This is a genomic window from Collinsella sp. AM17-1, from assembly GCF_003470665.1.
GTDB lineage: Bacteria > Actinomycetota > Coriobacteriia > Coriobacteriales > Coriobacteriaceae > Collinsella.
This window is the reverse complement of sequence record NZ_QRJZ01000020.1, coordinates 15,759-38,261: the sequence shown is the minus strand read 5'-3', so window position 1 is coordinate 38,261 and position 22,503 is coordinate 15,759. Positions and strand designations below refer to the sequence as shown.

General features: G+C 61.0%; 17 protein-coding genes. 16 read left to right on the top strand and 1 reads right to left on the bottom strand.

The annotated features are described in order from the left end of the window. The first annotated feature begins 6 nt into the window (after nt 1-6). The 12 genes from DW195_RS08665 to rpsJ all read left to right on the top strand — a co-directional run bounded on the left by DW195_RS08665 (nt 7) and on the right by rpsJ (nt 18,308). Complete coding sequence (locus DW195_RS08665; protein WP_118206472.1) at nt 7-1,143, top strand: pyridoxal phosphate-dependent aminotransferase; 1,137 nt, start codon at nt 7-9, stop codon at nt 1,141-1,143. Nucleotides 1,144-1,648: 505 nt separating this feature from the next. Then, entirely contained in the window at nt 1,649-2,170 is a 522-nt protein-coding gene (rplJ, locus tag DW195_RS08660; protein WP_089572500.1) for a 50S ribosomal protein L10, read from the top strand. A 102-nt stretch (nt 2,171-2,272) separates the two neighbouring features. Further along, nucleotides 2,273-2,650, top strand: coding sequence for a 50S ribosomal protein L7/L12 (rplL, locus tag DW195_RS08655; protein ID WP_006235005.1), 378 nt, complete (start codon nt 2,273-2,275; stop codon nt 2,648-2,650). 314 nt (nt 2,651-2,964) lie between these two features. Then, complete coding sequence (locus DW195_RS08650) at nt 2,965-3,873, top strand: UTP--glucose-1-phosphate uridylyltransferase (protein WP_117806112.1); 909 nt, start codon at nt 2,965-2,967, stop codon at nt 3,871-3,873. A gap of 572 nt (nt 3,874-4,445) precedes the next feature. Beyond that, entirely contained in the window at nt 4,446-7,874 is a 3,429-nt protein-coding gene (locus DW195_RS08645; protein ID WP_229071722.1) for a DNA-directed RNA polymerase subunit beta, read from the top strand. A 6-nt stretch (nt 7,875-7,880) separates the two neighbouring features. Continuing rightward, on the top strand, nt 7,881-12,356 hold the full coding sequence (locus tag DW195_RS08640; RefSeq protein WP_199576350.1) for a DNA-directed RNA polymerase subunit beta': 4,476 nt from the start codon (nt 7,881-7,883) through the stop codon (nt 12,354-12,356). A gap of 310 nt (nt 12,357-12,666) precedes the next feature. Beyond that, a complete protein-coding gene (locus DW195_RS08630; RefSeq protein ID WP_187364957.1) occupies nt 12,667-13,185 on the top strand; it encodes an RNA polymerase sigma factor in 519 nt (172 codons plus the stop codon). Beyond that, nucleotides 13,136-14,212: a DUF4179 domain-containing protein gene (locus DW195_RS08625; protein ID WP_118206470.1), complete on the top strand. Its 1,077-nt coding sequence runs from the start codon at nt 13,136-13,138 to the stop codon at nt 14,210-14,212. Before DW195_RS08630 ends, DW195_RS08625 begins: the two co-directional genes overlap by 50 nt. A 682-nt stretch (nt 14,213-14,894) precedes the next feature. Then, on the top strand, nt 14,895-15,272 hold the full coding sequence (gene rpsL, locus DW195_RS08620) for a 30S ribosomal protein S12 (protein ID WP_006235012.1): 378 nt from the start codon (nt 14,895-14,897) through the stop codon (nt 15,270-15,272). A gap of 74 nt (nt 15,273-15,346) precedes the next feature. After that, a complete protein-coding gene (gene rpsG, locus DW195_RS08615) occupies nt 15,347-15,820 on the top strand; it encodes a 30S ribosomal protein S7 (RefSeq protein ID WP_006235013.1) in 474 nt (157 codons plus the stop codon). Nucleotides 15,821-15,839: 19 nt separating this feature from the next. Then, on the top strand, nt 15,840-17,939 hold the full coding sequence (fusA, locus tag DW195_RS08610; RefSeq protein WP_022094183.1) for an elongation factor G: 2,100 nt from the start codon (nt 15,840-15,842) through the stop codon (nt 17,937-17,939). A 60-nt stretch (nt 17,940-17,999) separates the two neighbouring features. Further along, nucleotides 18,000-18,308, top strand: a complete 309-nt coding sequence (rpsJ, locus tag DW195_RS08605) for a 30S ribosomal protein S10 (RefSeq protein ID WP_118206469.1) — start codon at nt 18,000-18,002, stop codon at nt 18,306-18,308. Between the two features lie 116 nt (nt 18,309-18,424). Here the strand turns inward: rpsJ and DW195_RS08600 are convergent, their stop codons facing one another. Next, entirely contained in the window at nt 18,425-19,201 is a 777-nt protein-coding gene (locus DW195_RS08600; RefSeq protein ID WP_118206468.1) for a biotin--[acetyl-CoA-carboxylase] ligase, read from the bottom strand. A 176-nt stretch (nt 19,202-19,377) separates the two neighbouring features. On the opposite strand from DW195_RS08600, the gene DW195_RS08595 reads away from it, so the two are divergent. Genes DW195_RS08595 through DW195_RS08580 form a run of 4 tightly spaced genes read left to right on the top strand, consistent with a single transcriptional unit; the run spans nt 19,378 to nt 22,487 of the window. Next, entirely contained in the window at nt 19,378-20,337 is a 960-nt protein-coding gene (locus DW195_RS08595) for a 3-oxoacyl-ACP synthase III family protein (protein WP_118206467.1), read from the top strand. Nucleotides 20,338-20,389: 52 nt separating this feature from the next. Beyond that, nucleotides 20,390-20,626 carry an acyl carrier protein gene (locus DW195_RS08590; RefSeq protein WP_006235019.1) on the top strand — a complete coding sequence of 79 codons (237 nt, stop codon included), beginning with the start codon at nt 20,390-20,392 and terminating at the stop codon, nt 20,624-20,626. A gap of 2 nt (nt 20,627-20,628) precedes the next feature. Then, a complete protein-coding gene (gene fabK / locus DW195_RS08585; protein WP_118206466.1) occupies nt 20,629-21,573 on the top strand; it encodes an enoyl-[acyl-carrier-protein] reductase FabK in 945 nt (314 codons plus the stop codon). Further along, the gene (locus tag DW195_RS08580) at nt 21,561-22,487 is read left to right on the top strand and encodes an ACP S-malonyltransferase (protein WP_118206465.1); all 927 of its coding nucleotides are present in this window, start codon (nt 21,561-21,563) and stop codon (nt 22,485-22,487) included. Before fabK ends, DW195_RS08580 begins: the two co-directional genes overlap by 13 nt. The last annotated feature ends 16 nt before the right edge of the window (nt 22,488-22,503 follow it).

Sequence of the window (22,503 nt, the reverse complement as noted above, 5' to 3'; positions counted from 1 at the left end):
AACGCCATGCGACTGCCCATGAATACCTCGCTTGCCACGCTTAAGCCCTCCGGTATCCGCCGGATCAACGCGCTCGCCGCCCAGCACCCGGGGTGCATCGCGCTTGCGCTTGGCGAGCCCGATTTTCCCACGCCCGATGTGATTAGCGCCGAGGTGACCGCCGCGCTGGACCGCGGTGACACGCACTATCCGCCCAACAACGGTCGCCCCGCCCTGCGCGAGGCGCTGTCCGCATATATGGGCGACGCGGGCCTTACGTTTTCGGCCGACGAGGTCATCCTAACCGACGGCGCGACCGAGGCCCTGTCGGCAACATTCATGGCTATGCTCAACCCCGGCGACGAGGCCATTATCCCCACGCCTGCCTTTGGCCTGTACGAGAGCACCGTCGTGGCCAACCACGCCAAGGCGGTCTTCTTGGATACGGAGCCCGCGCAATTCCAGATTGACGAGGACGCGCTTCGTGCCTGCGTGACGCCGGCGACCAAGGCCATCGTCATCTGCTCGCCCAATAACCCCACGGGCTGCATTCTCAACGCGGCCTCACTCGATGCCGTGGCGCGCGTGGCAGAGCAGGCGGGTATCTACGTGGTCTGCGACGACGTGTACAACCGTCTGGTCTATGCGGATGGCTACGAGCGCTTTGCCCAGCGCCACCCGGAGCTGCGTGAACAGACGGTAGTCATCGAGAGCTTCTCCAAGCCATGGGCTATGACCGGCTGGCGCCTGGGTTGGCTCGCAGCAGCGGCACCCGTCATCGCCGAGATCGCCAAGGCTCACCAATACCTAGTATCGAGCGCCGTCTCCTTCGAAATGGACGCCGCAGCCCGAGCCCTCACCGTCGACCCAACCCCCATGCTCAAAGTCTACCGAGCCCGCCGCAAACGAGTTCTTACAGCCCTCAACAACATGGGCCTCGACGTAGTAGAGCCCGCAGGAGCCTTCTACACTTTCCCGAGCATCAAAAAGTTCGGCCTAACCAGCGAAGCCTTCTGCATCAAAGCCATCAAAGAGGCAAACGTAGCCCTAGTCCCGGGAGACTGCTTCGGCACCGAAGGCCACATCCGCCTAAGCTACTGCGTAAGCGATGAAAATCTGGACAAGGGCCTCCGCCGCCTGTCCACCTTCATTTCGACTTTGTAGTCCTCAGGGACGCAACACATCAGCCCACCGACATAAGGGTTATGCGTGGGGGCGCCGGCCAACGGGAAACCGGGCTGCCCCAAAGTCACCGCAGGCCGCGCCGCCGAAGGCCAGGCGCAAGGTTTTCGTAGATTCCGCACGAGCCGAAGAGCACTTAATGTGCTCTTCGTGCGAGCCCAGGACCTGACCGAGCGAAAACCTTGCGCCTGGCCTTCGGCGGTGCGGCCGGATGGTGGAATTGTGTGCACCCCGGTTTCCCGTTGACCGACGCCGGGGTCCCCGCCATAATACTTTCGGTTCACGCACGAATCCGCTGCCAGAGACAGCCGGCGCAAACGGGTCTTACCCGCGAGCTTAATGGGACATCCCGCCAGCCGAGGTGGTCGAGTAGATATGTCTTCTCGCCCCCGTCGCTCATGCAGCGCGGGGGCTTTCTTTTTGGACATGCCCCCGTCACGTCCTTGTGGCGGACCGTGCCCGGAAAGAATTCGAGGAGGTGTAATTCATGCCCCAGCAGTACAAAATCGACAAGGTTGCAGAGATCGAGTCCCGTATCGCCGAGAACGCCGGTCTGTTCGTCGTCAACTACAACGGTCTGACGGTTAAGCAGGCTCAGGAGCTGCGTCATCAGCTTCGCGAGTGCGGCGCCGAGATGAAGGTCTACAAGAACAACCTGGTCAAGATCGCTCTCAAGAACCAGGAGCAGCCCGAGCTCGACGAGATCCTCGCCGGCCCCGTCGCTTATGTGTTCTACGAGACCGAGCCGGTCGAGGCCGCTAAGGCCCTTAAGGACTTCTCCGCTAAGTCCAAGGGCGTCCTTGAGATCAAGGGCGGTATCTCCGACGGCAAGGCCGTTTCCGCTGATGATGTTAAGGCTATCGCCGAGCTGCCCACCAAGGATCAGCTTCTCGGCCAGATCGCCGGTCTCATCTCCGGTTTCGCTCGCGACATCGCTGTCTGCGTCAACGGCGTTTCCTCTGGTCTCGCTCGTTCGATCCAGCAGGTCTCCGAGCAGAAGGCAGCCTAGTCGCTGTTTTCACCCGCGGCGGCAACGCCGCACCCCTGGCGCATTCGCGCCGTGTTTTAACTGATCTCCGTGCACAGACACGGAAACCGAAAGGACTTAGAAATGGCTAAGCTTACCACCGATGAGATCATCGATGCTCTTAAGGAAATGACCCTTCTCGAGGCTTCCGAGCTCGTCAAGGCTATCGAGGACACCTTCGGCGTTTCCGCCGCTGCTCCTGCCGCTGTTGTCGCCGCTCCCGCTGCTGGCGCTGCTGAGGCCGAGGAGAAGACCGAGTTTGACGTCGTGCTCGAGGGCTTCGGCGACAACAAGATCCAGGTCATCAAGGCCGTCCGTGAGCTCACCAACCTTGGCCTGAAGGAGGCCAAGGAGGTCGTCGAGGGCGCTCCCAAGGCTGTTCTCGAGGGTGCCAAGAAGGAGGACGCCGAGGCTGCCAAGGAGAAGCTCGAGGCTGCTGGCGCTGCTGTCACCCTCAAGTAATCAGGCTTTCTCGCCAGATTTCTTTGCAGACGGGGTTCGCATTGCGAGCCCCGTCTTTTTTGTTTTTCGGTCCCTCGGCATCGGTTGCTCAAACTGCCAGGTTCTGTGATTTGCGTCGTATCGGGCGCCCTGCCGTTGGGCAATAAAATTGCACCATTCGAGCAATAATTTGCGTTGACCTGCTGAAGAATTGTCTCTGCCTTGTAGCGACATATAGTTCCAGCGGTAAGATGCTTGGGTATCGCAATTTGGTCTGCGGCTGTGTGCCGCACGCATGGGGCGCTTTTGCGCCTGCGAAAGGATCTTTGAATAACATGAAGGCAATCATCCCCGCCGCCGGTCTTGGCACGCGTTTTCTGCCTGGCACCAAGTGCACGCCCAAAGAGATGCTGCCGGTGCTCGACAAGCCCGTCATTCAGTACGTCGTCGAGGAGGCGCTCGACCCCGAGGAGGTCGACGACGCCATCATCGTTACTTCTCCCGGTAAGCCCGAGCTACTGAACTACTTCCAGCCCGATCGCTCGCTTGAGAACCTGCTGCGCGAGCGCGGCAAGAACGCCTATGCCGACGCCGTCGCCCACGCTGGCGGTATGCCGGTCGACTTCCGTTATCAGTACGAGCCCAAGGGTCTCGGCCATGCTATTCGCTCTGCTGCCGACGCCGTGGCAGGGGAGAACTTCCTGGTTCTTCTGGGCGACTACGTTGTGCCTAATCGCGACATCTGCGACAAGATGCTCGCCGTTTCCAAGGAGCACGGTGGCGCTTCGGTTATCGCCGTCGCTGCTTGCTCGCCCGAGGAAGTCAGCCGCTACGGCGTTATCGCCGGCGAGCGTGTCGGTTCGCTCGAGGGCGCCGAGGACGTTGCCGATGCAGAGCCGGGCGCTGTCTGGCGTATCGGCGGTCTGGTCGAGAAGCCCGCTCCCGAGGCGGCTCCGTCCAACCTGTACATCGTCGGTCGCTACCTGCTGAGCCCGTTGGTCATGGACTTGCTGGCAGATCAGCAGGCCGGCAAGGGCGGCGAGATCCAGCTCACCGACGCCATGGCCCGTTCGCTCGACCGCGAGGCCATGTACGCCGTCGTCATCGACCCGCTGTCGGGCTACGACACTGGCACTCCCTCTGGTTGGATGGCCACTAACGCCCTCATGGCTGCAAACGACCCCCGCTTTGCCGATGCCTTCTGGGACGCCATCGACGAGCGCGGCGGATTGATGCGCAAGTAAGCCTTCGGGCATCGACATTTACGGGTGCGGACTTCGGTCTGCACCCGTTTTTTTATTCGAGCTACAGCTTGGCTCCGGAAAGTGCGACCCACAATTTGGTCGAATTCTGGGACGCGCTTTCCGGTTGGAACCCCTAGCGGAAACTGCGACCCGGAATTTCGGCTCAGAACGGGATATGCTTTCCCAAACAGTGCTCAACCGGAAACTGCGACCCAGTTTGAGGCCTCAAAACGGGACGCACTTTCCGCCTGACCAACCCTCGCCGTCATTTCGCCGTTCAGCGGCGCGCATCAGCAGCTCTGTTCACAGAAAATATATGAACAGATGTTCGATATACATACATCTACCTGCGTGTTTTCTTTCGAAAAACTTTGCTACTCCAAAAACTCAATCGCGTCAAGGCTTTTCTTGCCCAACGGTCGGTACCTGATAAACTATTAGGTTGCGATAACTGGCGAAGCTATGCCTCGCCAACCCACCGAGCATTTCCGTGAAGGAGGAAAAACCTGGTGACCTACGCATACACTGCCACTGAGCGCAAGCGCGTCAGCTTCGGGAAAATCCCGGAGGCCATGGAGCTCCCCAACCTTATCTCTGTTCAAAGGGAATCCTTTGAGCGTTTTAAGGACGAGGGCCTTCGTGAGGCGTTCAAGGAATCCAGCCCCATCCAGAGCCAGAACCATGTTCTCGAGGTTACCTTCGGCGAGCATCAGTTCGGCGACCCCGCGCACACCGTCGAGGAGTGCCGCGAGAAGGATATGACCTATCAGGCTCCGCTTCTGACCGACGTCCGTCTCACCAACAAGGAGACCGGCGAGATCAAGGAGCAGCTCGTCTTTATGGGCGACTTCCCCATGATGACCGATCAGGGCACCTTCATCATCAACGGTACCGAGCGTATCGTCGTCTCGCAGCTCGTCCGCTCCCCGGGCGTGTACTACAGCTCCGAGATGGATTCGGGCAAGCAGATCTACAAGGCCCAGATCATCCCGTCCCGCGGTGCCTGGCTTGAGTTTGAGGTCGACAAGCGCGACCAGCTCATGGTCTCCATCGACCGTAAGCGCAAGCAGAGCGCCACGATGTTCCTGCGCGCCCTTGGCATCGCCGTCACCAACGACGACATCATCGAGCTGCTCGGCAACTCCGATGTGATCAAGCGCACCCTGGAGCGCGACACCGCTCTCACTCGCGAGGACGCCCTCATCGAGATCTACCGTCGCCTGCGCCCGGGCGAGCCTCCCACCGTGGACGCTTCCCGCAGCCTGCTCGAGGGCCTGCTCTTTAACCCGCAGCGCTACGATCTGGCCCGCGTCGGTCGTTACAAGGTCAACAAGAAGCTCAACCTCACCACCGAGGAAGAGGTCACGGTGCTCACCGACGAGGATATCGTCGCTACGCTGCGCTACCTGCTGTCCCTCGCTGCCGGCGAGCAGGGCTTCAAGGTCGACGACATCGACCACTTTGGCAACCGCCGTATCCGCACCGTTGGCGAGCTCGTCGCCAACCAGTTCCGTATCGGCATGAGCCGTATGGAGCGCGTCGTCCGTGAGCGCATGAGCTCCCAGGACATCGACGAGATCACCCCGCAGTCGCTCATCAACATCCGCCCGATCGTGGCCTCCATCAAGGAGTTCTTCGGTTCCTCGCAGCTCTCGCAGTTCATGGACCAGGCGAACCCCCTGACCGGTCTGACCCACAAGCGCCGTCTGTCCGCACTCGGCCCTGGTGGTCTTGCCGGCCACAAGTCCGGCTCCAGCCGCCGCACCAACGTGCCGACGGCCGTCCGCGACGTTCACAACTCGCACTACAGCCGCATGTGCCCGATCGAGACCCCCGAAGGCCCCAACATCGGCCTGATCGGCTCGCTCGCCCTCTACGCCCGCGTCAACGAGTATGGCTTCATCGAGGCCCCGTTCCGTCGCGTCGAGAACGGCGTTGCCACCGACCAGATCGACTGGATGACCGCTGACGAGGAAGAGAAGCACGTCATCGCGCCGGCCAACACGCCGCTCGATCCCAAGACCAACGAGTTCATCACGACCGATGCCGAGGGCAAGCTTGTCCGTCCGCACACCGTGATCGCCCGTACCCGCGACTTCGACGGCTCCTTCGGCGCTCCCGCCGACGTGCCCGTCGAGGACGTCGACTACATGGACGTCTCGCCGCGTCAGATGCTCTCCGTCGCAGCCACGCTGATCCCGTTCCTTGAGCACGACGACGCCAAGCGTACGCTGATGGGCGCCAACATGCAGCGTCAGGCCGTGCCGCTGGTTCACCCCGCCGCTCCCTATGTCGGTACCGGCATGGAGCGTCGCGCCGCTCTGGACTCCGGCGAGGTCACCCTGGCCAAGAACGCCGGCGAGGTTATCTTTGCCGACGCCGCCAAGATTATCGTCAAGCATGCCGGCGGCATGGACGAGTATCACCTGGCCAAGTACCAGCGCTCCAACCAGTCCACCTGCATCAACCACCGTCCGCTCGTGCGCGTCGGTGACACCGTTGAGCAGGGCGAGCCTCTGGCCGACGGTCCTTCGACCGATCACGGCGAGCTCGCACTGGGCCAGAACCTCACCGTGGCCTACATGCCGTGGGAAGGCTTTAACTACGAGGACGGTATCGTCGTGTCCGAGCGCCTGGTGGCCGAGGACCTGCTGACGACCATCAACATCACCCGTCACGAGATCGACGCCCGCGACACCAAGCTCGGCCCCGAGGAGATCACCCGCGAGATCCCGAACCTCTCCGAGGACATGCTTGCCAACCTCGACGAGGACGGCATCATCCGCATCGGCGCCGAGGTCGGCCCTGGCGACATCCTGGTCGGCAAGGTCACGCCTAAGGGCGAGAGCGCTCTGACCGCCGAGGAGCGCCTGCTGCGCGCCATCTTCGGTGCCAAGGCCCACGACGTCCGCGATACCTCCCTTAAGATGCCTCACGGCGCTTACGGCCGCGTCATCGACGTCGTCCGCTTTAGCCGCGAGAACGGCGACGACCTGGCCCCCGGCGTCAACGAGCAGGTGCGCGTCTACGTCGCCCAGCGTCGTAAGATCCAGCAGGGCGATAAGATCGCCGGCCGCCACGGCAACAAGGGTGTTATCTGTAACGTTCTGCCGGTCGAGGACATGCCCTACATGGCTGACGGTACCCCGATCGACGTTATCCTCAACCCGCTGGGCGTTCCCTCGCGTATGAACGTCGGCCAGCTGCTCGAGTGCCACCTTGGCTGGGCCGCTGCCTGCGGTTGGGATACCGAGCAGGCCGACTCCGACAAGTACGTCCCCGGTCCGTTCTTCACCGCCACGCCCGTCTTCGACGGCGCCAAGGAGGACGAGATCGCCGAGGTCATTCGTCGTGCCAACAAGAACATGCTCAACAAGGCCACCGCTGCCTTTGGCGATCACATGCGCCCCGAGTTCGTCACCCAGCTTGACGAGCGCGGCAAGACCCGTCTGTTCGACGGCCGTACCGGCGAGGAGTTCCGCGAGCCCATTACCGTGGGTACGTCCTACATCCTCAAGCTCGGCCACATGGTCGACGACAAGATCCACGCCCGTTCGACCGGCCCTTACAGCCTGGTTACCCAGCAGCCTCTGGGCGGCAAGGCCCAGTTCGGCGGCCAGCGTTTCGGCGAGATGGAAGTTTGGGCACTGTACGCATACGGTGCTTCCAACGTCCTGCAGGAGATCCTGACCGTCAAGTCCGACGATACCGTGGGCCGCGTCAAGACCTACGAGTCCATCGTCAAGGGCGAGAATGTTCCGGTCCCGGGAATCCCCGAGTCCTTCAAGGTTCTCGTCAAGGAGATCCGCTCCCTCGCACTGGACATCGAGCCCATGCACGATGCCGACGAGGACGCCTCCGCCCCTGTGACCGCCGAGGAGACCTCTGCTCTCGACGACCTGGCTGCGCTCGCCGGCGTTGACGCCGACGTCGAGGCCGAGGATGCCGAGACCGCCGAGGCGCCCGAGGCTGTCGCCGCCACGACCACTGATAAGGAGTAGTTGACTGTGGCAGATTTCGAAGCTACTGATTTTGACTCGGTAAAGATCTCCCTTGCCTCCGCCGACCAGATCCGTTCCTGGTCGCACGGCGAGGTCAAGAAGCCGGAGACCATCAATTACCGTACCCTCAAGCCCGAGAAGGACGGCCTGTTCTGCGAGAAGATCTTCGGTCCCGCCAAGGACTGGGAGTGCTCCTGCGGCAAGTACAAGGGCATCCGCTTTAAGGGCATCGTCTGCGAGCGCTGCGGCGTCGAGGTCACCTCGGCCAAGGTGCGTCGCGACCGCATGGGCCACATCGAGCTCGCCGCTCCCGTGTCCCACATCTGGTACTTCAAGAGCCCCACGAGCTTCCCGATGAGCCGTATGCTCGACATCAAGTCCAAGGACCTCGAGAAGGTTCTGTACTTTGCCAGCTACATCATCACCGAGGTTGACTACGAGGCTCGCGAGGCCGACGCCGACGACCTGCGCGAGGAGCTCGCCGCCGATCTGGAAGAGATCGATGCCGAGTGCGCCCGCCAGATCGAGTCCCTCAAGGAGCAGGGCGACCCCGAGAACTTTGACGAGTTCTCCGACGAGGAGCCGCTGACCCCCGAGGAGATCGCCTCTGGCATCGTCGACATTGAGGAAGAGTGCAAGGACGAGAAGCAGCTCCGCACGGACGCCTTCAACGCCTTCATGAAGCTCACCGAGCGCGACCTCATCTCCGATGAGCCGCTGTTCCGCGAGATGACCCGTTACTACTCCATGTACTTCAAGGGTGGCATGGGTGCCGAGGCCGTCCGCGACCTGCTCGCTGCCATCGACCTCCCCTCCGAGGCCGAGAAGCTCAAGGCCATCATCGCCGACGAGGATTCCCAGAAGCAGAAGCGCGAGAAGGCCGTCAAGCGCCTTGAGGTCGTTGACGCCTTCCTGAAGGGCGGCAACAGCCCCGCGAACATGATCCTGGACGTCATCCCGGTCATTCCGCCCGATCTGCGCCCGATGGTCCAGCTCGACGGCGGCCGCTTCGCCGCGTCCGACCTCAACGACCTGTATCGTCGCGTGATCAACCGTAACAACCGTCTCAAGCGCCTGCTCGACCTGGACGCCCCTGCGATCATCGTGAACAACGAGAAGCGCATGCTCCAGGAGTCCGTGGACGCCCTGTTCGACAACGGCCGTCGTGGTCGCCCGGTCTCTGGCCGTGGCGGTCGCCCGCTCAAGTCGCTCGCCGAGGCCCTCAAGGGCAAGCAGGGTCGTTTCCGTCAGAACCTGCTGGGTAAGCGTGTCGACTACTCTGGCCGTTCGGTAATCGTTACCGACCCCAAGCTGCTGCTGCACCAGTGCGGTCTGCCCAAGACTATGGCGCTGGAGCTCTTCAAGCCTTTCGTCATGAAGCGCCTGGTCGAGCTCGGCAAGGTCGAGAACATCAAGGGCGCCAAGCGCGCTATCGACCGCGGTGCCACCTTTGTGTGGGATATCCTCGAAGAGGTCATCGACGGCCGCGTCGTGCTGCTCAACCGTGCACCGACCCTGCACCGTCTGTCCATCCAGGCCTTTGAGCCGGTGCTGGTCGAGGGCAAGGCTATCCACCTGCACCCGCTGGTCTGCTCGCCCTTCAACGCCGACTTCGACGGCGACCAGATGTCTGTCCACGTGCCGCTGTCCAGCCAGGCTCAGGCCGAGGCTCGCGTGCTCATGCTCTCTGCGAATAACCTGCGCTCGCCGGCATCCGGCAAGCCGGTCAACATCCCCTCGCAGGACATGATCATCGGTGTGTACTACCTCACCCAGGTCCGCGACGGTCTGCCGGGCGAGAACCACGTGTTCTCGAGCTTCGACGACGCGCTGCACGCCTATGACTGCCGCTCCGAGGTCGACATGCAGGCCAAGATTCAGGTCCGCGTGTCCGCCGAGAACGCCAACGTCATCAACGAGGACGGCACCCGTATCTTCCGCGTCAAGAACGGCAAGAACGAGTTTGTCGACTACGATGTCACCGGCAACAAGACCGCGCGCTTCGAGACCTCTATCGGCCGCATCATCTTCAACCGCCAGTGCCTGCCCGAAGACTATGAGTTCATGAACTACAAGATGGTCAAGGGCGACGTGGCCAAGCTGGTTGCGGACTGCTGCGATCGTTACCCCGAGGCCAAGGTCGGCCCGATTCTCGACGCCATCAAGTACTCCGGTTTCCACTACGCTACCCGCGCCGGCCTCACCATCTCGGTGTGGGACGCTCTCATCCCTGCCGAGAAGCAGGAGCTGCTCGACCGCGCCCAGGCCAACGTCGACCAGATCAACGAGTACTTCGAGGAGGGCTTCATCAACGAGACGGAGCGCCACATCGAAGTCGTTAACGAGTGGACCGCTTGTACCGATAAGGTCGCAGCGCTCATGCTCGACATGTTCGACGAGGAGAACCCGCTGTACATGATGGCCGACTCCGGCGCCCGTGGTTCTAAGACCCAGCTGCGTCAGCTCGGCGGCATGCGTGGCCTGATGGCAGACATGTCCGGCGAGACGATCGACCTTCCCATTAAGGCGAACTTCCGCGAGGGCCTGCTGCCGCTCGAGTACTTCATTTCGACCTACGGCGCCCGTAAGGGCCTGGTCGATACCGCATCCCACACCTCGGACTCTGGTTACCTGACCCGTCGTCTGGTCGACGTGGCCCAGGACGTCATCGTCCGCGAGGAGGACTGCGGTACGCACGAGGGCGTCACCTACAACCTCATCATCCCCGGCACCACCGACCTCAACACCGACCTCGTCGGCCGTTGCTTCATCGAGGACGTCGTGGCTCCTGATGGCACTGTGCTCTTTGAGCAGGACGGCTACATCGAGAAGGTCGCCGACATCCAGAAGATGGTCGATGCCGGCCTTAAGAAGGTCAAGCTTCGCGCGCTGCTCACCTGCCGCTCCAAGTACGGCGTGTGCCAGAAGTGCTACGGCTGGGATCTTTCCACCCGTCGTCCGGTCGCCATCGGTACCGCGGTCGGCATTATTGCCGCCCAGTCCATCGGCGAGCCCGGTACGCAGCTTACGATGCGTACCATTCACTCCGGTGGCGTCGCTGGCGTCGACGATATTACGCAGGGTCTGCCTACGGTCAGCCGTATGTTCGATATCGTCGGCAACGTCAACGAGAAGATCCTGGGTCGCGAGGCCGAGCTGGCTCCGTACTCCGGTCACCTCTCGATTAAGCCCGAGAAGTCCGAGTACGTGCTGACGCTCACCGACTCCGAGGATCACACCCGTGTCCTCGACGAGCGTCGCGTCCCCGCTTCGGTGCGCTTCATGCCCGAGATCGAGGACGGCTGCGAGGTTCGCGCCGGCGACCAGATCACCAAGGGCTTCGTCAACTTCCGCAACCTGCGCAAGCTGACCGACATCGAGTCGACGATGCACACCTTCGTCGAGAGCGTTAAGGACGTCTACACCAGCCAGGGCGTCGACCTGAACGACAAGCACATCGAGGTGCTCGCACGTCAGATGCTGCGTCGCGTTCAGATCACCAACCCCGGCGACTCCAAGTACCTGCTTGGTCAGTACGTCGACCGCTACGAGTTCGCCGACGAGGTCGAGCGCGTTGCCCGTCTGGGCGGTCAGGCTCCCGTGGCCGAGCCCGTCATCCTGGGTACGCTCAAGGTCGCGTCCAACATCGACTCCTGGCTGTCGAGCGCTTCGTTCATCCGTACCGCCGGCGTTCTTACCGAGGCTGCCATCGAGGGCAAGGTCGATCACCTGCTCGACCTTAAGTCCAACGTCATCGTCGGTAAGAAGATCCCGGCTGGTACCGGCCTCAAGCCGTACGCCAACGCTAAGCTGACGTATCGCACGGCCGACGGCTACGTGGACATCGACGGTCCGGCCTCGCCCAACGCCAAGTCGCTGCCCGAGTGGGCTCCTGTGGAGCTCAAGGACCTGGACGAGCAGCTCCCGCAGCAGCTCGACTGGGCCGGCTACGACGAGTTCGGTGGTGCTGACGGTTCGTTCACCCGCAACGGCCACACCATCTCCGCCGAGAAGGCTCGTCTGTACCTGTTCGACGACCTGGGCGTGTCGCAGCGCTGGACCAACAAGTTCAGCGAGGTCGGCATCGAGACGGTCGGCGACCTGGTCGGCAAGTCCGAGGAGGATTTGCTGCGCATCGACGGCATCGGTGCCAAGGCGATCGAGGAGCTCCGTGACGGCCTCGAGGCCCACGATCTGCTCTACATCCTCGAGAACAACGACGACGTTGCCGACGAGGAAGACCTCTCGCAGCTGCTGCAGATGGTCTTTAGCCCCGACGGTCCGGACGATATCCTGCTGGGTACTTCCGCTCCGACGCATCACGCCGACGCCGACGAGGAGCTCCTGGGCGCTCCGATTGACGACAAGAAGGCTCCCGCCAACGGCGCGATCAACGAGGACATGGCTTCCCTCGACGAGCTGCTCAATCAGCTCGTGGACACCGACGACGCCGAAGAGGCCAAGGACAACGACGAGGAGTAATTAGTTCCGCCGTTCTAACGAACGGCGGCGACCTCCGTCGCTGCGCGGCCCCCAGAGCTACAATCTGTCATTCAAAAGGCAGGGCATGACCAAAAGGTCAATGCCCTGCCTTTTTCATGCCACCTTGTACGCTCTGGGGGCCGCTCGCTTGCGTATGCTCAACCTGTTGCGTTCCGTTGATCCCTTGCCAAAAAGGGACAGGTTTATTTTGGTCGGTTTTTCATGCTTGAATTTGAAACATTTCGCCCGACAAGAGCGTATCTATGGTGAGGGCCTCATCGAGAACCATTAATGTCACCGGGAGGTGATTATGGAAGAACAAGCTTTTAGACAGGCGGTCGAAGACCACCGGGATGTCGTGTTTCGGATCGCATTGACGTATCTGCGTGATCGCGCTGACGCCGACGATGTCGCTCAAGACGTCTTTCTTAAGTTGCTCAAAAGCGACGCGCAATTTGAAAACTGGGAGCATCTTCGTCGATGGCTTATCCGGGTCACGATCAATGAATGTAAATCTCTCTTTCGAAAGCCGTGGAGGCGCGTGGAGGATATTGAGAATCTGGCCGATTCGCTTTCGACGGCGCAGGAGGAGACCAAGGCGGTCCTGTCAGACGTTATGCGACTTCCGGAGCGATTCCGTATTCCTATCGTGCTCTATTACTATCTGGGCTTCTCGACTTCAGAAATTGCCGAGTTACTGCATGTGCCAGCCGCGACCGTTCGAACGCGTTTAGCTCGCGGCAGATCGAAGCTCAAGTTCATCCTAGAGGAGGGCGACCGTGAAATCCAACCAGATCAAGCAGGCCTTCGAGTCCGTCCAAGCCGATAGCGATCTTGCTGACCGTGTTCTTTATGCCGCTGCTGGCGAGCCGCTTCGCCGAAAGGGTCACGCGAAGCCTCTGTATGTTGCCGTAATCGGATGTCTTGCCGGAGTGCTGGCGACCGGAGGGGTCGCCTACGCTGTTGTCAATTCCAGTTATTTTGCCTCTGCCTGGGGAAACCATGGCAACGGTGAGTCCGTTACCTGGACAAATGGCGGCTCGTCGGGGACGAAATATACCTACACCAGAGAGTTTGGTGATGGTATCGCGCCCCAAAGCCTGGAGGGTGCAGTCCAGAAGGTCAATCTGTCCGTCGAGGGCAACGGCTATACGCTCGACATTCATGAGATGGCAATCGACGAGAACGGTTGCGGTGCTGTGACGTTTACATTGTCCAATCCGAATGGCGTTAACTACTACAAGCCGGCGGCAGAGCTTGGCGAACTTGTTCTCTATGGTGAAGAAGAAGGGGGCGTCAGTACACCCAGCATGAACTTCGGCGAGGAATGGGCTGATACACGCTGCACCATTGATAAAGACACATCAAGCGACACGGTCATTAACGGCACGATGTACTTTGCATCTTGGAATCGCGATCGAGATTTACGACATGCGGTCACCTGGAATATCAGTTGGACGGAGGGCAAAGGTGAGGATGCGAAGGTGATCGAGGTATCGACGCCAGAGTTTAACGTCGGAGCGCACGTCGATACAAAGGAGCTCCGCTCCGACGACTCGCCTCTCGAGATCAGCCCGTTTTCCATCCAGACGCACATCGATGATCTGGGCTATGAAGCAGTTGATCATAAACTGACCGTCAGCTACAAGGATGGATCGGAGCAGATTATCGAAGATGACGACGCAGGGGCGTACAATTTCTATGTTTCGATGGCGCGCAATAGCGGAGAGAACATCTGGGTTCCGACAAGGCTCATCAATGTCGATCAGGTTGTATCGGTAACCCTTGAGGGAACGAGGTGCACATCAACAGGAGAGACCGAAACAGAAGTACCCTTTACCATCGTCTACTCGTAAGGCTTGAGGCCGCTTCCCACTAGGGGAAGCGGCCTATTTTGCGTTATATGGACGGTTATTTTGAGCGATATTCGCCTGAATTTCGGAAGTATGCGGCAAAATCTCGATGGGCCGACCACACCGCATATGCTCAAGCGCTCTACCTGCGGGTTTATTATCGCAAAACCCCGGCGTGCTCGGCAGGTCCAGAATTTGCCGCATACTTCCGAAAGCGCCGCCGATTTCCCTATGACAGATGAGGGCGGATCACCGCTGGAGCGCGACGTTTCCGCAGATAAAACCGACCAAAACAAACCTGTCCCTTTTTGGCAGGTAACGTTGCCCCGACGAGCGCGTCGGATTCCCGGTCCGGGCGGCCCGCTGTTTAAGTTTGTCGCGAGTTCCGCACGCAAAGGAAAGCACTTAATGTGCTTTCCGTCTTGCGCAGGACTGTAGAGCAGCAAACTTAAACAGCGGGCCGCCCGGCCCGGGAATCCACCCTTGCGCACAGGAGGGGATTCCTTTTGTGTAGGCTTTGCGGAAATATGCTCATTTTGGGATACGCCCGGCGGCGTGGTCTGTTGACGGCACAGCTAACGCCACGTATCCTATCGAACTGCGTGTTTCGTAGGGGGATGCTGACCCCTCGATTCAAGCCGTTGCACTTTACAGAAAGCTGGAATCATTCGAGAAGGAGTACGCTTTGCCTACTATTAACCAGCTGGTTCGCCAGGGCCGTCGTTCCGTGCCCAAGAAGTCCAAGAACGCTGCTCTGCAGCACAACTCCCAGAAGCGCGGCGTGTGCACCCGCGTCTTCACCACGAGCCCCAAGAAGCCGAACTCGGCTCTTCGTAAGGTTGCCCGTGTTCGCCTCGTCAACGGCATCGAAGTTACCGCTTACATCCCGGGTGAGGGCCACAACCTGCAGGAGCACTCCATCGTGCTCGTCCGCGGCGGTCGTGTCCGTGACCTCCCTGGTGTCCGTTATCACGTCATCCGTGGCGCCTACGACGCTGCTCCGGTCCAGAACCGTATGCAGGCTCGTTCCAAGTACGGTGCTAAGCGCCCCAAGGCCAAATAAGCCAGATAACGTTTTGATACTTTCGCCGTGTGCCGTCTTGAGCGCCGCACGGTAGACACTTAAGGAGATTTCACATGCCGCGTCGTGCAGCAGCTAATCGTCGTGAGGTTCAGCCTGACGCCGTTTACAACAACCGCCTGGTGACTCAGCTCATCAACAAGGTCCTTCTTGACGGCAAGAAGGCCACCGCTGAGCGCATCGTTTACACCGCTTTCGAGATCGTTGCCGAGAAGTCCGAGGGTGGCGACGCTCTCGCTACCTTCAAGAAGGCTATGGACAACGTCAAGCCCACGCTCGAGGTTAAGCCCAAGCGTGTCGGTGGCGCTACCTATCAGGTCCCGATGGAGGTCAACTCCCGTCGTTCCACCGCTCTGGGTATCCGCTGGATCGTCAACTTCTCCCGCGCTCGCAAGGAGAAGACCATGGCCGAGCGTCTCGCCAACGAGATCCTCGACGCTTCCAACGGCCTGGGCGCTTCCGTCAAGAAGCGTGAGGACGTCTTCAAGATGGCCGAGGCCAACCGCGCGTTCTCTCACTATCGTTGGTAAGTTAAGGTAAGGAACTAACATGGCTAAGCCTAAGTACAAGCTTTCCGATACCCGTAACATCGGCATCATGGCCCACATCGATGCCGGTAAGACCACCACGACCGAGCGTATTCTTTACTACACCGGTAAGACCCACAAGATCGGTGAGGTCCATGAGGGCGCTGCCACCATGGACTGGATGGTTCAGGAGCAGGAGCGCGGCGTAACCATTACCTCCGCTGCTACCACGTGCTTCTGGAACAAGGACGGTAAGGACTACCGCATCCAGATCATCGACACCCCGGGCCACGTTGACTTCACCGCCGAGGTCGAGCGCTGCCTGCGCGTCCTCGATGGCGCTGTCGCCGTCTTCGACGCCGTTGCCGGCGTTCAGCCCCAGTCTGAGACCGTTTGGCGTCAGGCTTCCACCTTCAACGTCCCCCGCATCGCCTTCATCAACAAGTATGACCGCGTGGGCGCTGACTTCTTCAACGCTATCGAGACCATGAAGGATCGTCTCGACGCTAACGCCGTGGCCGCTCAGGTCCCGATGGGCGCCGAGGACAACTTCTGGGGCGTCATCGACCTGGTCACCATGACTGCATGGGACTTCAAGGCCGACGAGAAGGGCATGACCTACCCTGAGCCGATGGACGAGATCCCGGCTGAGTTTGCCGACATCGCTGCCACCAAGCGCGAGGAGCTCCTCGACGCTGCTGCCAGCTTTGACGACGAGCTCATGGAGAAGATCCTTATGGAGGAGGACTTCACCGTCGAGGAGCTCAAGGCTGCTCTGCGCAAGGGCGTTTTGGCCAACGAGCTCAACCTCGTCTTCGTGGGTTCCGCCTACAAGAACAAGGGCGTTCAGGAGCTGCTCGACGCTGTCGTCGACTACCTGCCCAGCCCGCTCGACGTCGAGGCTGTCACCGGTACCGATCCGGACACCGGCGAGGAGATCCAGCGTCATCCTTCCTTCGATGAGCCCTTCTCCGGCCTGGTCTTCAAGATCATGACCGACCCGTTCGTCGGTAAGCTCACCTACGTCCGCGTTTACTCCGGCCGCGCCGAGTCCGGCTCCTACGTTGTCAACGCTTCCAACGGTCAGCGCGAGCGTCTCGGCCGCATCCTCGAGATGAACGCCGCCGAGCGTATCGACCGTGACGACGCTGCCGCCGGCGACATCGTCGCTTGCGTCGGCTTCAAGAACTCCACCACCGGTGACACCCTGTGCGCCGAGGGCAAGGAGATCGTCCTCGAGAAGATCGAGTTCGCCAAGCCCGTTATCGACGTTGCCATCGAGCCCAAGACCAAGGCCGAGCAGGACAAGATGTCCCTGGCTCTGACCAAGCTCGCCGAGGAGGACCCGACCTTCCAGGTGTCCACCAACCACGAGACCGGCCAGACCATCATCGCCGGCATGGGCGAGCTGCACCTCGAGATTATCGTCGACCGTCTGCTCCGCGAGTTCAAGGTTGACGCTAACGTTGGTAAGCCCCAGGTTGCCTACCGCGAGACCGCTGGTCACGACGTCGAGAAGGCTGAGGGCAAGTTCGTCCGTCAGTCCGGCGGTCGCGGTCAGTACGGCCACGCCGTCATCAAGCTCGAGAAGATGGAGGAGGGCTTCGGCTACGAGTTCGTCAACGCTATCGTCGGCGGCGTCGTGCCCAAGGAGTACATCCCGTCCATCGACAAGGGCATCCAGGAGGCCCTGAACACCGGTGTTATCGCCGGCTTCCCGGTCCTCGACGTCAAGGTCACCCTGTTCGACGGTTCTTACCACGAGGTCGACTCCTCCGAGGCCGCCTTCAAGATCGCCGGTTCCATGGCTATCAAGGACGCCCTCAAGAAGTCCGATCCGCAGCTGCTCGAGCCGATCATGGCTGTCGAGGTCGAGACCCCCGAGCAGTACATGGGCGACGTTATGGGCAACCTCTCCGGTCGCCGCGGCAAGATCGAGGGCATGGAGGATCGCAAGAACAGCAAGCTCATCCGTGCCAAGGTGCCGCTGGGCGAGATGTTCGGTTACGCTACCGACCTTCGCTCCCAGACCCAGGGCCGTGCATCCTACACGATGCAGTTCGACTCTTATGAGCCCGCGCCCAAGTCCATCGTGGACGAGGTCATGAGCAAGAACGCCTAAGTTCGAGCTCCCTGTTACGTAATCCGCGAGAACATCTCTCGCACTCTTTGGAGGTTTAAGTTGGCTACCCAGAAGATCCGCATTCGCCTCAAGGGCTATGATCACGAGGTCGTCGATCAGTCCGCGAAGCTCATCGTCGAGACCGCTCAGAAGACCGGCGCTCGCGTTTCCGGTCCTGTCCCCCTGCCCACCGAGCGCAACCTGTACACGGTTATCCGCTCGCCGCACATTAACAAGGACTCCCGTGAGCAGTTCGAGATGCGCACTCACAAGCGCCTCATCGACATCCTCGACCCCACCTCGGGCACCGTTGATTCGCTCATGCGTCTCGACCTCCCCGCTGGCGTCGACATCGACATCAAGCTCTAAGCGATATCGCTCATAGCTTAAAGGGCCCCGCTGCCGTTACGGTAGCGGGGCCCTTTTGTTTAGCATGATGGGATTGGACCGCCGGATAAGGCTGCCGAGCGGCTGGCTGTGGCGCCCTATTCGCTCGCGGGACGCAGCGATGCCTCCTCAAAATGGAAGGATCGCAAACCGCCTTCCGTTTCGATACACGCGCGACCAAAGCCATCGACGGTTTTAAAGATGCCGCGTGCCAGCTTGTCGCCGGCAGGGGAACGGGCGATAACGTGCTCCCCAATCCAATTGAGGTGAGTGACATATTCGCCGTGGACGGGCGCGAGCGGTCCGGCGTCTTCTTCCATGGCGTTAAGACGCTCTGCCCACGCATCTACAGCGTCTATAACTGCGTGATAGACCTCATCGAGGAGCATGTCGACGGCGGGAACTCTCTCGTTGAGGTCTGACAGGCCAATTGCCGGCAGGCCGCCATCGGGTATCTCTTGGGGCGTGTAGTTTACGTTGACGCCAATGCCGCAGACGGCGAAGGGCTTGCCTTCGTTATCGCGTGCGGCCTCGACCAGAATGCCGCCGAGCTTGCGTCCTCGTGCGACAAGGTCGTTGGGCCATTTAAGGCGAATCTCGTTTGCAAGACCCTGCTTTTCGAGTGCTTCGAGCACCGCTAGGCCGCTGACGGCGGCAAGACCAGAGAACTTTGCAGGATTAACGCATGGGCGCAGGACAATCGAAAGCAATAAGTTGCCGACGGTTGAGTCCCACTTGTGCCCGCGCCGGCCGCGTCCTGCTGTTTGAGCCCGGGCGGCAAGTCCTGTGCCGTGCGGCGCTCCCTGTTTTCCTGCTTCGAGCAGGTCATCGTTGGTCGATCCGGTTACGTCGACTATCGTCAATTTGGCATCCATAACGGTTGCTACCTCCTAAGTAAATAAGGCAATCGCGTAATGGTGTCGAGAGATAGACACAATGTGAAGCCTTTGTCGCATTTGGACAATTTAATGTTAACACGTCAACAACGACTAAAATGCGCTATCCTCTCTTGGTCGATGTAAACACGTCAACAACTCAAAGGAGGCTAGTGATGGGTTTCACGATTCTTGGAACAGGCTCGGCGCTTCCTGAGCGCAGTGTTTCCAACGACGAGCTGTCCGAGTTCCTCGATACCTCGGATGAGTGGATTTTTACCCGCACAGGTATCAAGAGCCGCCATGTCTGCACCACCGAGTCGCTCGACGACCTTGCCGTAGCGGCGAGCGAGCGGGCGCTCCAGGTGTCCGGAATCGACGCGAGCCAGCTGGATCTGATCGTCTGCTCGACGACGACGGGTGACCACCTTGTTCCCGCTGAGGCGTGTGCCGTTGCTGAGCGACTAGGCGCGACGTGCCCTGCCTTCGATGTCTCGGCGGCCTGCGCCGGTTTCGTATTTGCGCTCGATGTCGCCGAGGGCTATATCGCCCGCGGCCGTGCCGAGCACGTGCTTGTCGTTGCTGCCGAGCAGATGACTCGCGCGCTCGACTGGACCGACCGCGCCACCTGCGTGCTCTTTGGCGATGGGGCAGGTGCCGCAGTGATTGAGGCTGGGGGAGACAGCCCCCTTGCCGTTGAGCTTTCGACGGCGCCCGACGTCGAGACGTTGCGCGTTCCCGGTCTGGTCGGTACCTCGCCGTTTAAGGCCTCCGCAGATAGCGAGAGCGTGCTGTCCATGAATGGCCGCCGCGTGTTCAAGTTCGGCGTCAACGCCATCTGCGACACGGTCCATAAGCTCGCCTGCGACGCGAGTATCGCGGTCGAGGACATCGACCATTTTGTATTCCATCAGGCCAACGAGCGAATTTTGAACCAGGCGGTCAAGCGCCTGGGCGTGCCGGACGAGCGCGTGGTTCGCACGTTGCGCGAGATCGGCAACATTTCGAGCGCATGCATTCCGCTTGCCCTCGACCGGCTGGCAAACGCCGGTGCACTTCACACGGGCGACACGATCGCCTTGGTTGGATTTGGCGCCGGCCTGGATATAGGTGGCTATCTGCTTCGTTGGAAGTAGTCGCACATAGGAAATAAAAACGCCCCTAGGGCACAAACAAAGGAGAACTACCATGGCAGATCAGAAGACCTTCGAGCGCGTTTGCGACGTTATCCGCGAGACCGCTGGCCTTGACGACGTCGAGATGAAGCCCGAGTCCACGCTCGAGGAGATTGGTCTCGACAGCCTGGGCACCGTCGAGATCCTCGTCGCCGTCGAGGACGAGTTTGGCATCCAGCTCGATACCGAGGAGAACCCCAAGACGGTCGGCGAGTTCGCCGATACGGTCGAGGCGGCATTGGAGAAGTAGAGATGCTCAAGACTCCTCTCTGCGATCTGCTCGGCATCGAAAAGCCCGTGTTCCAGGGCGGTATGGCCTGGATTGCCGACGCCTCGTTGGCGTCCGCAGTGTCCGAGGCGGGCGGCTTAGGGATTATCGCGGCCATGAACGCCGACGCCGACTGGCTGCGCGACCAGATTCACAAGCTGCGCGCCAGGACGGATAAGCCCTTTGGCGTCAACGTCATGCTCATGAGCCCGTTTGCCGACGAGGTCGCCCAGGTCGTGATTGACGAGCGGGTGCCGGTCGTCGTGACGGGTGCCGGCAATCCCGCCAAGTACATGAAGGCGTGGAACGATGCGGGCATCAAGGTCATCCCCGTTGTGGCTTCGGTAGCGCTCGCCCGTCTCGTGGCGCGTCGTGGGGCCACCGCCGTGGTTGCCGAGGGCACCGAATCGGGCGGCCATATTGGCGAGACCTCGACGATGGCACTGGTGCCGCAGGTCGTCGATGCGGTCGACATTCCCGTCGTGGCTGCCGGCGGTATTGCCGACGGCCGCGGCGTGGCGGCCGCTTTTATGCTGGGCGCTGCCGGCGTCCAGGTGGGTACGCGCTTTCTCGTTGCAAATGAGTGCACCGTCTCGGAGCAGTACAAGGAGATGGTCCTGAAGGCCAACGACACTTCGACGCGTGCGACTGGCCGCTCGACGGGACATCCGGTGCGTGCGCTCAAGAGCCCCTTCACCAATGCCTACGCCAAAAGTGAGGCGGCGGGCGCAAGTGCCGAGGAGCTTGGGGCCATGGGCACGGGTGCTCTTCGCAAGGCCGCAAAGGACGGTAATTACGAAGAGGGTTCGTATCTGTGCGGACAGATTGCCGGCATGGTCAACGAGCGCCAGAGTGCGTGCGAAATCGTTGACGACCTGGTCGATGGCGCCGAACACGTCCTGAAGGGTGCGTGCGCATGGGTAGCGTAGCGTTTCTGTTCGCCGGCCAGGGTGCCCAGCACCCCGCGATGGGTGTCGACCTGATCGAAGCATCGCCGGCGGCTGCCGAGGTGTTCGCGATCGCCGACGAGGTGCGTCCGGGAACCAGTGAGCAGTGCCGGAGCGCCTCCAAGGAGGAGCTCTCGCAGACCGAGAACACGCAGCCTTGCGTGTTTGTTCACGACCTAGCAGCGGCTGCCGCACTGCGCGAGCGCGGCGTGGTGCCTGCCGCCTGTGCGGGATTCTCGCTGGGCGAGGTCGCTGCGCTCACCTTTGCGGGGGCGTTCGATACGCGAGCGGGCTTTGAGCTCGTGTGTGAGCGCGCGGCATTGATGGCCGCGGCTGCTGAGCGCCATCCGGGCGGCATGCGCGCCGTCATTAAGCTCGATGCGGCGCAAGTCGAGAACCTGGCTGCGCAGGCCGGCGAGGACTGCTGGCCGGTCAACTACAACAGCCCGCAGCAGACGGTTGTTGCTGGAGCGCCCGAGGCGCTGCAGGAGCTCGACGTCCTAGTAAAAGAGGCTGGCGGCCGCGCTATGAAAGTCGCGGTGTCGGGTGCATTTCATAGCCCCTATATGGCCGAGGCGACTGAGGGGCTGGCGACGTATATCCAAGCCGGCCACGCGCCGTCTTTGCTGCTGATTTCGGTCATGGCAAACATGACGGCGGCGCCCTATCCGGCGGACCCGCGAGCAGCATCGGATGTCTTGGCCAACCAGGTGAGCCATGCCGTGCGCTGGGTTGACACCCTGCATGCGCTGCAGGATCAGGGCATCGACACGTTTATTGAGGTCGGCCCCGGCAAAACGCTGTCGGGCCTGGTCAAGCGTACGCTGAGCGACGTTCGCGTGTATTCGTGCGAGACGGCCGAGCAGGTCGCGGCGATTACCGACGAGCTCGCATAGTCCACAGGGCTGTAAC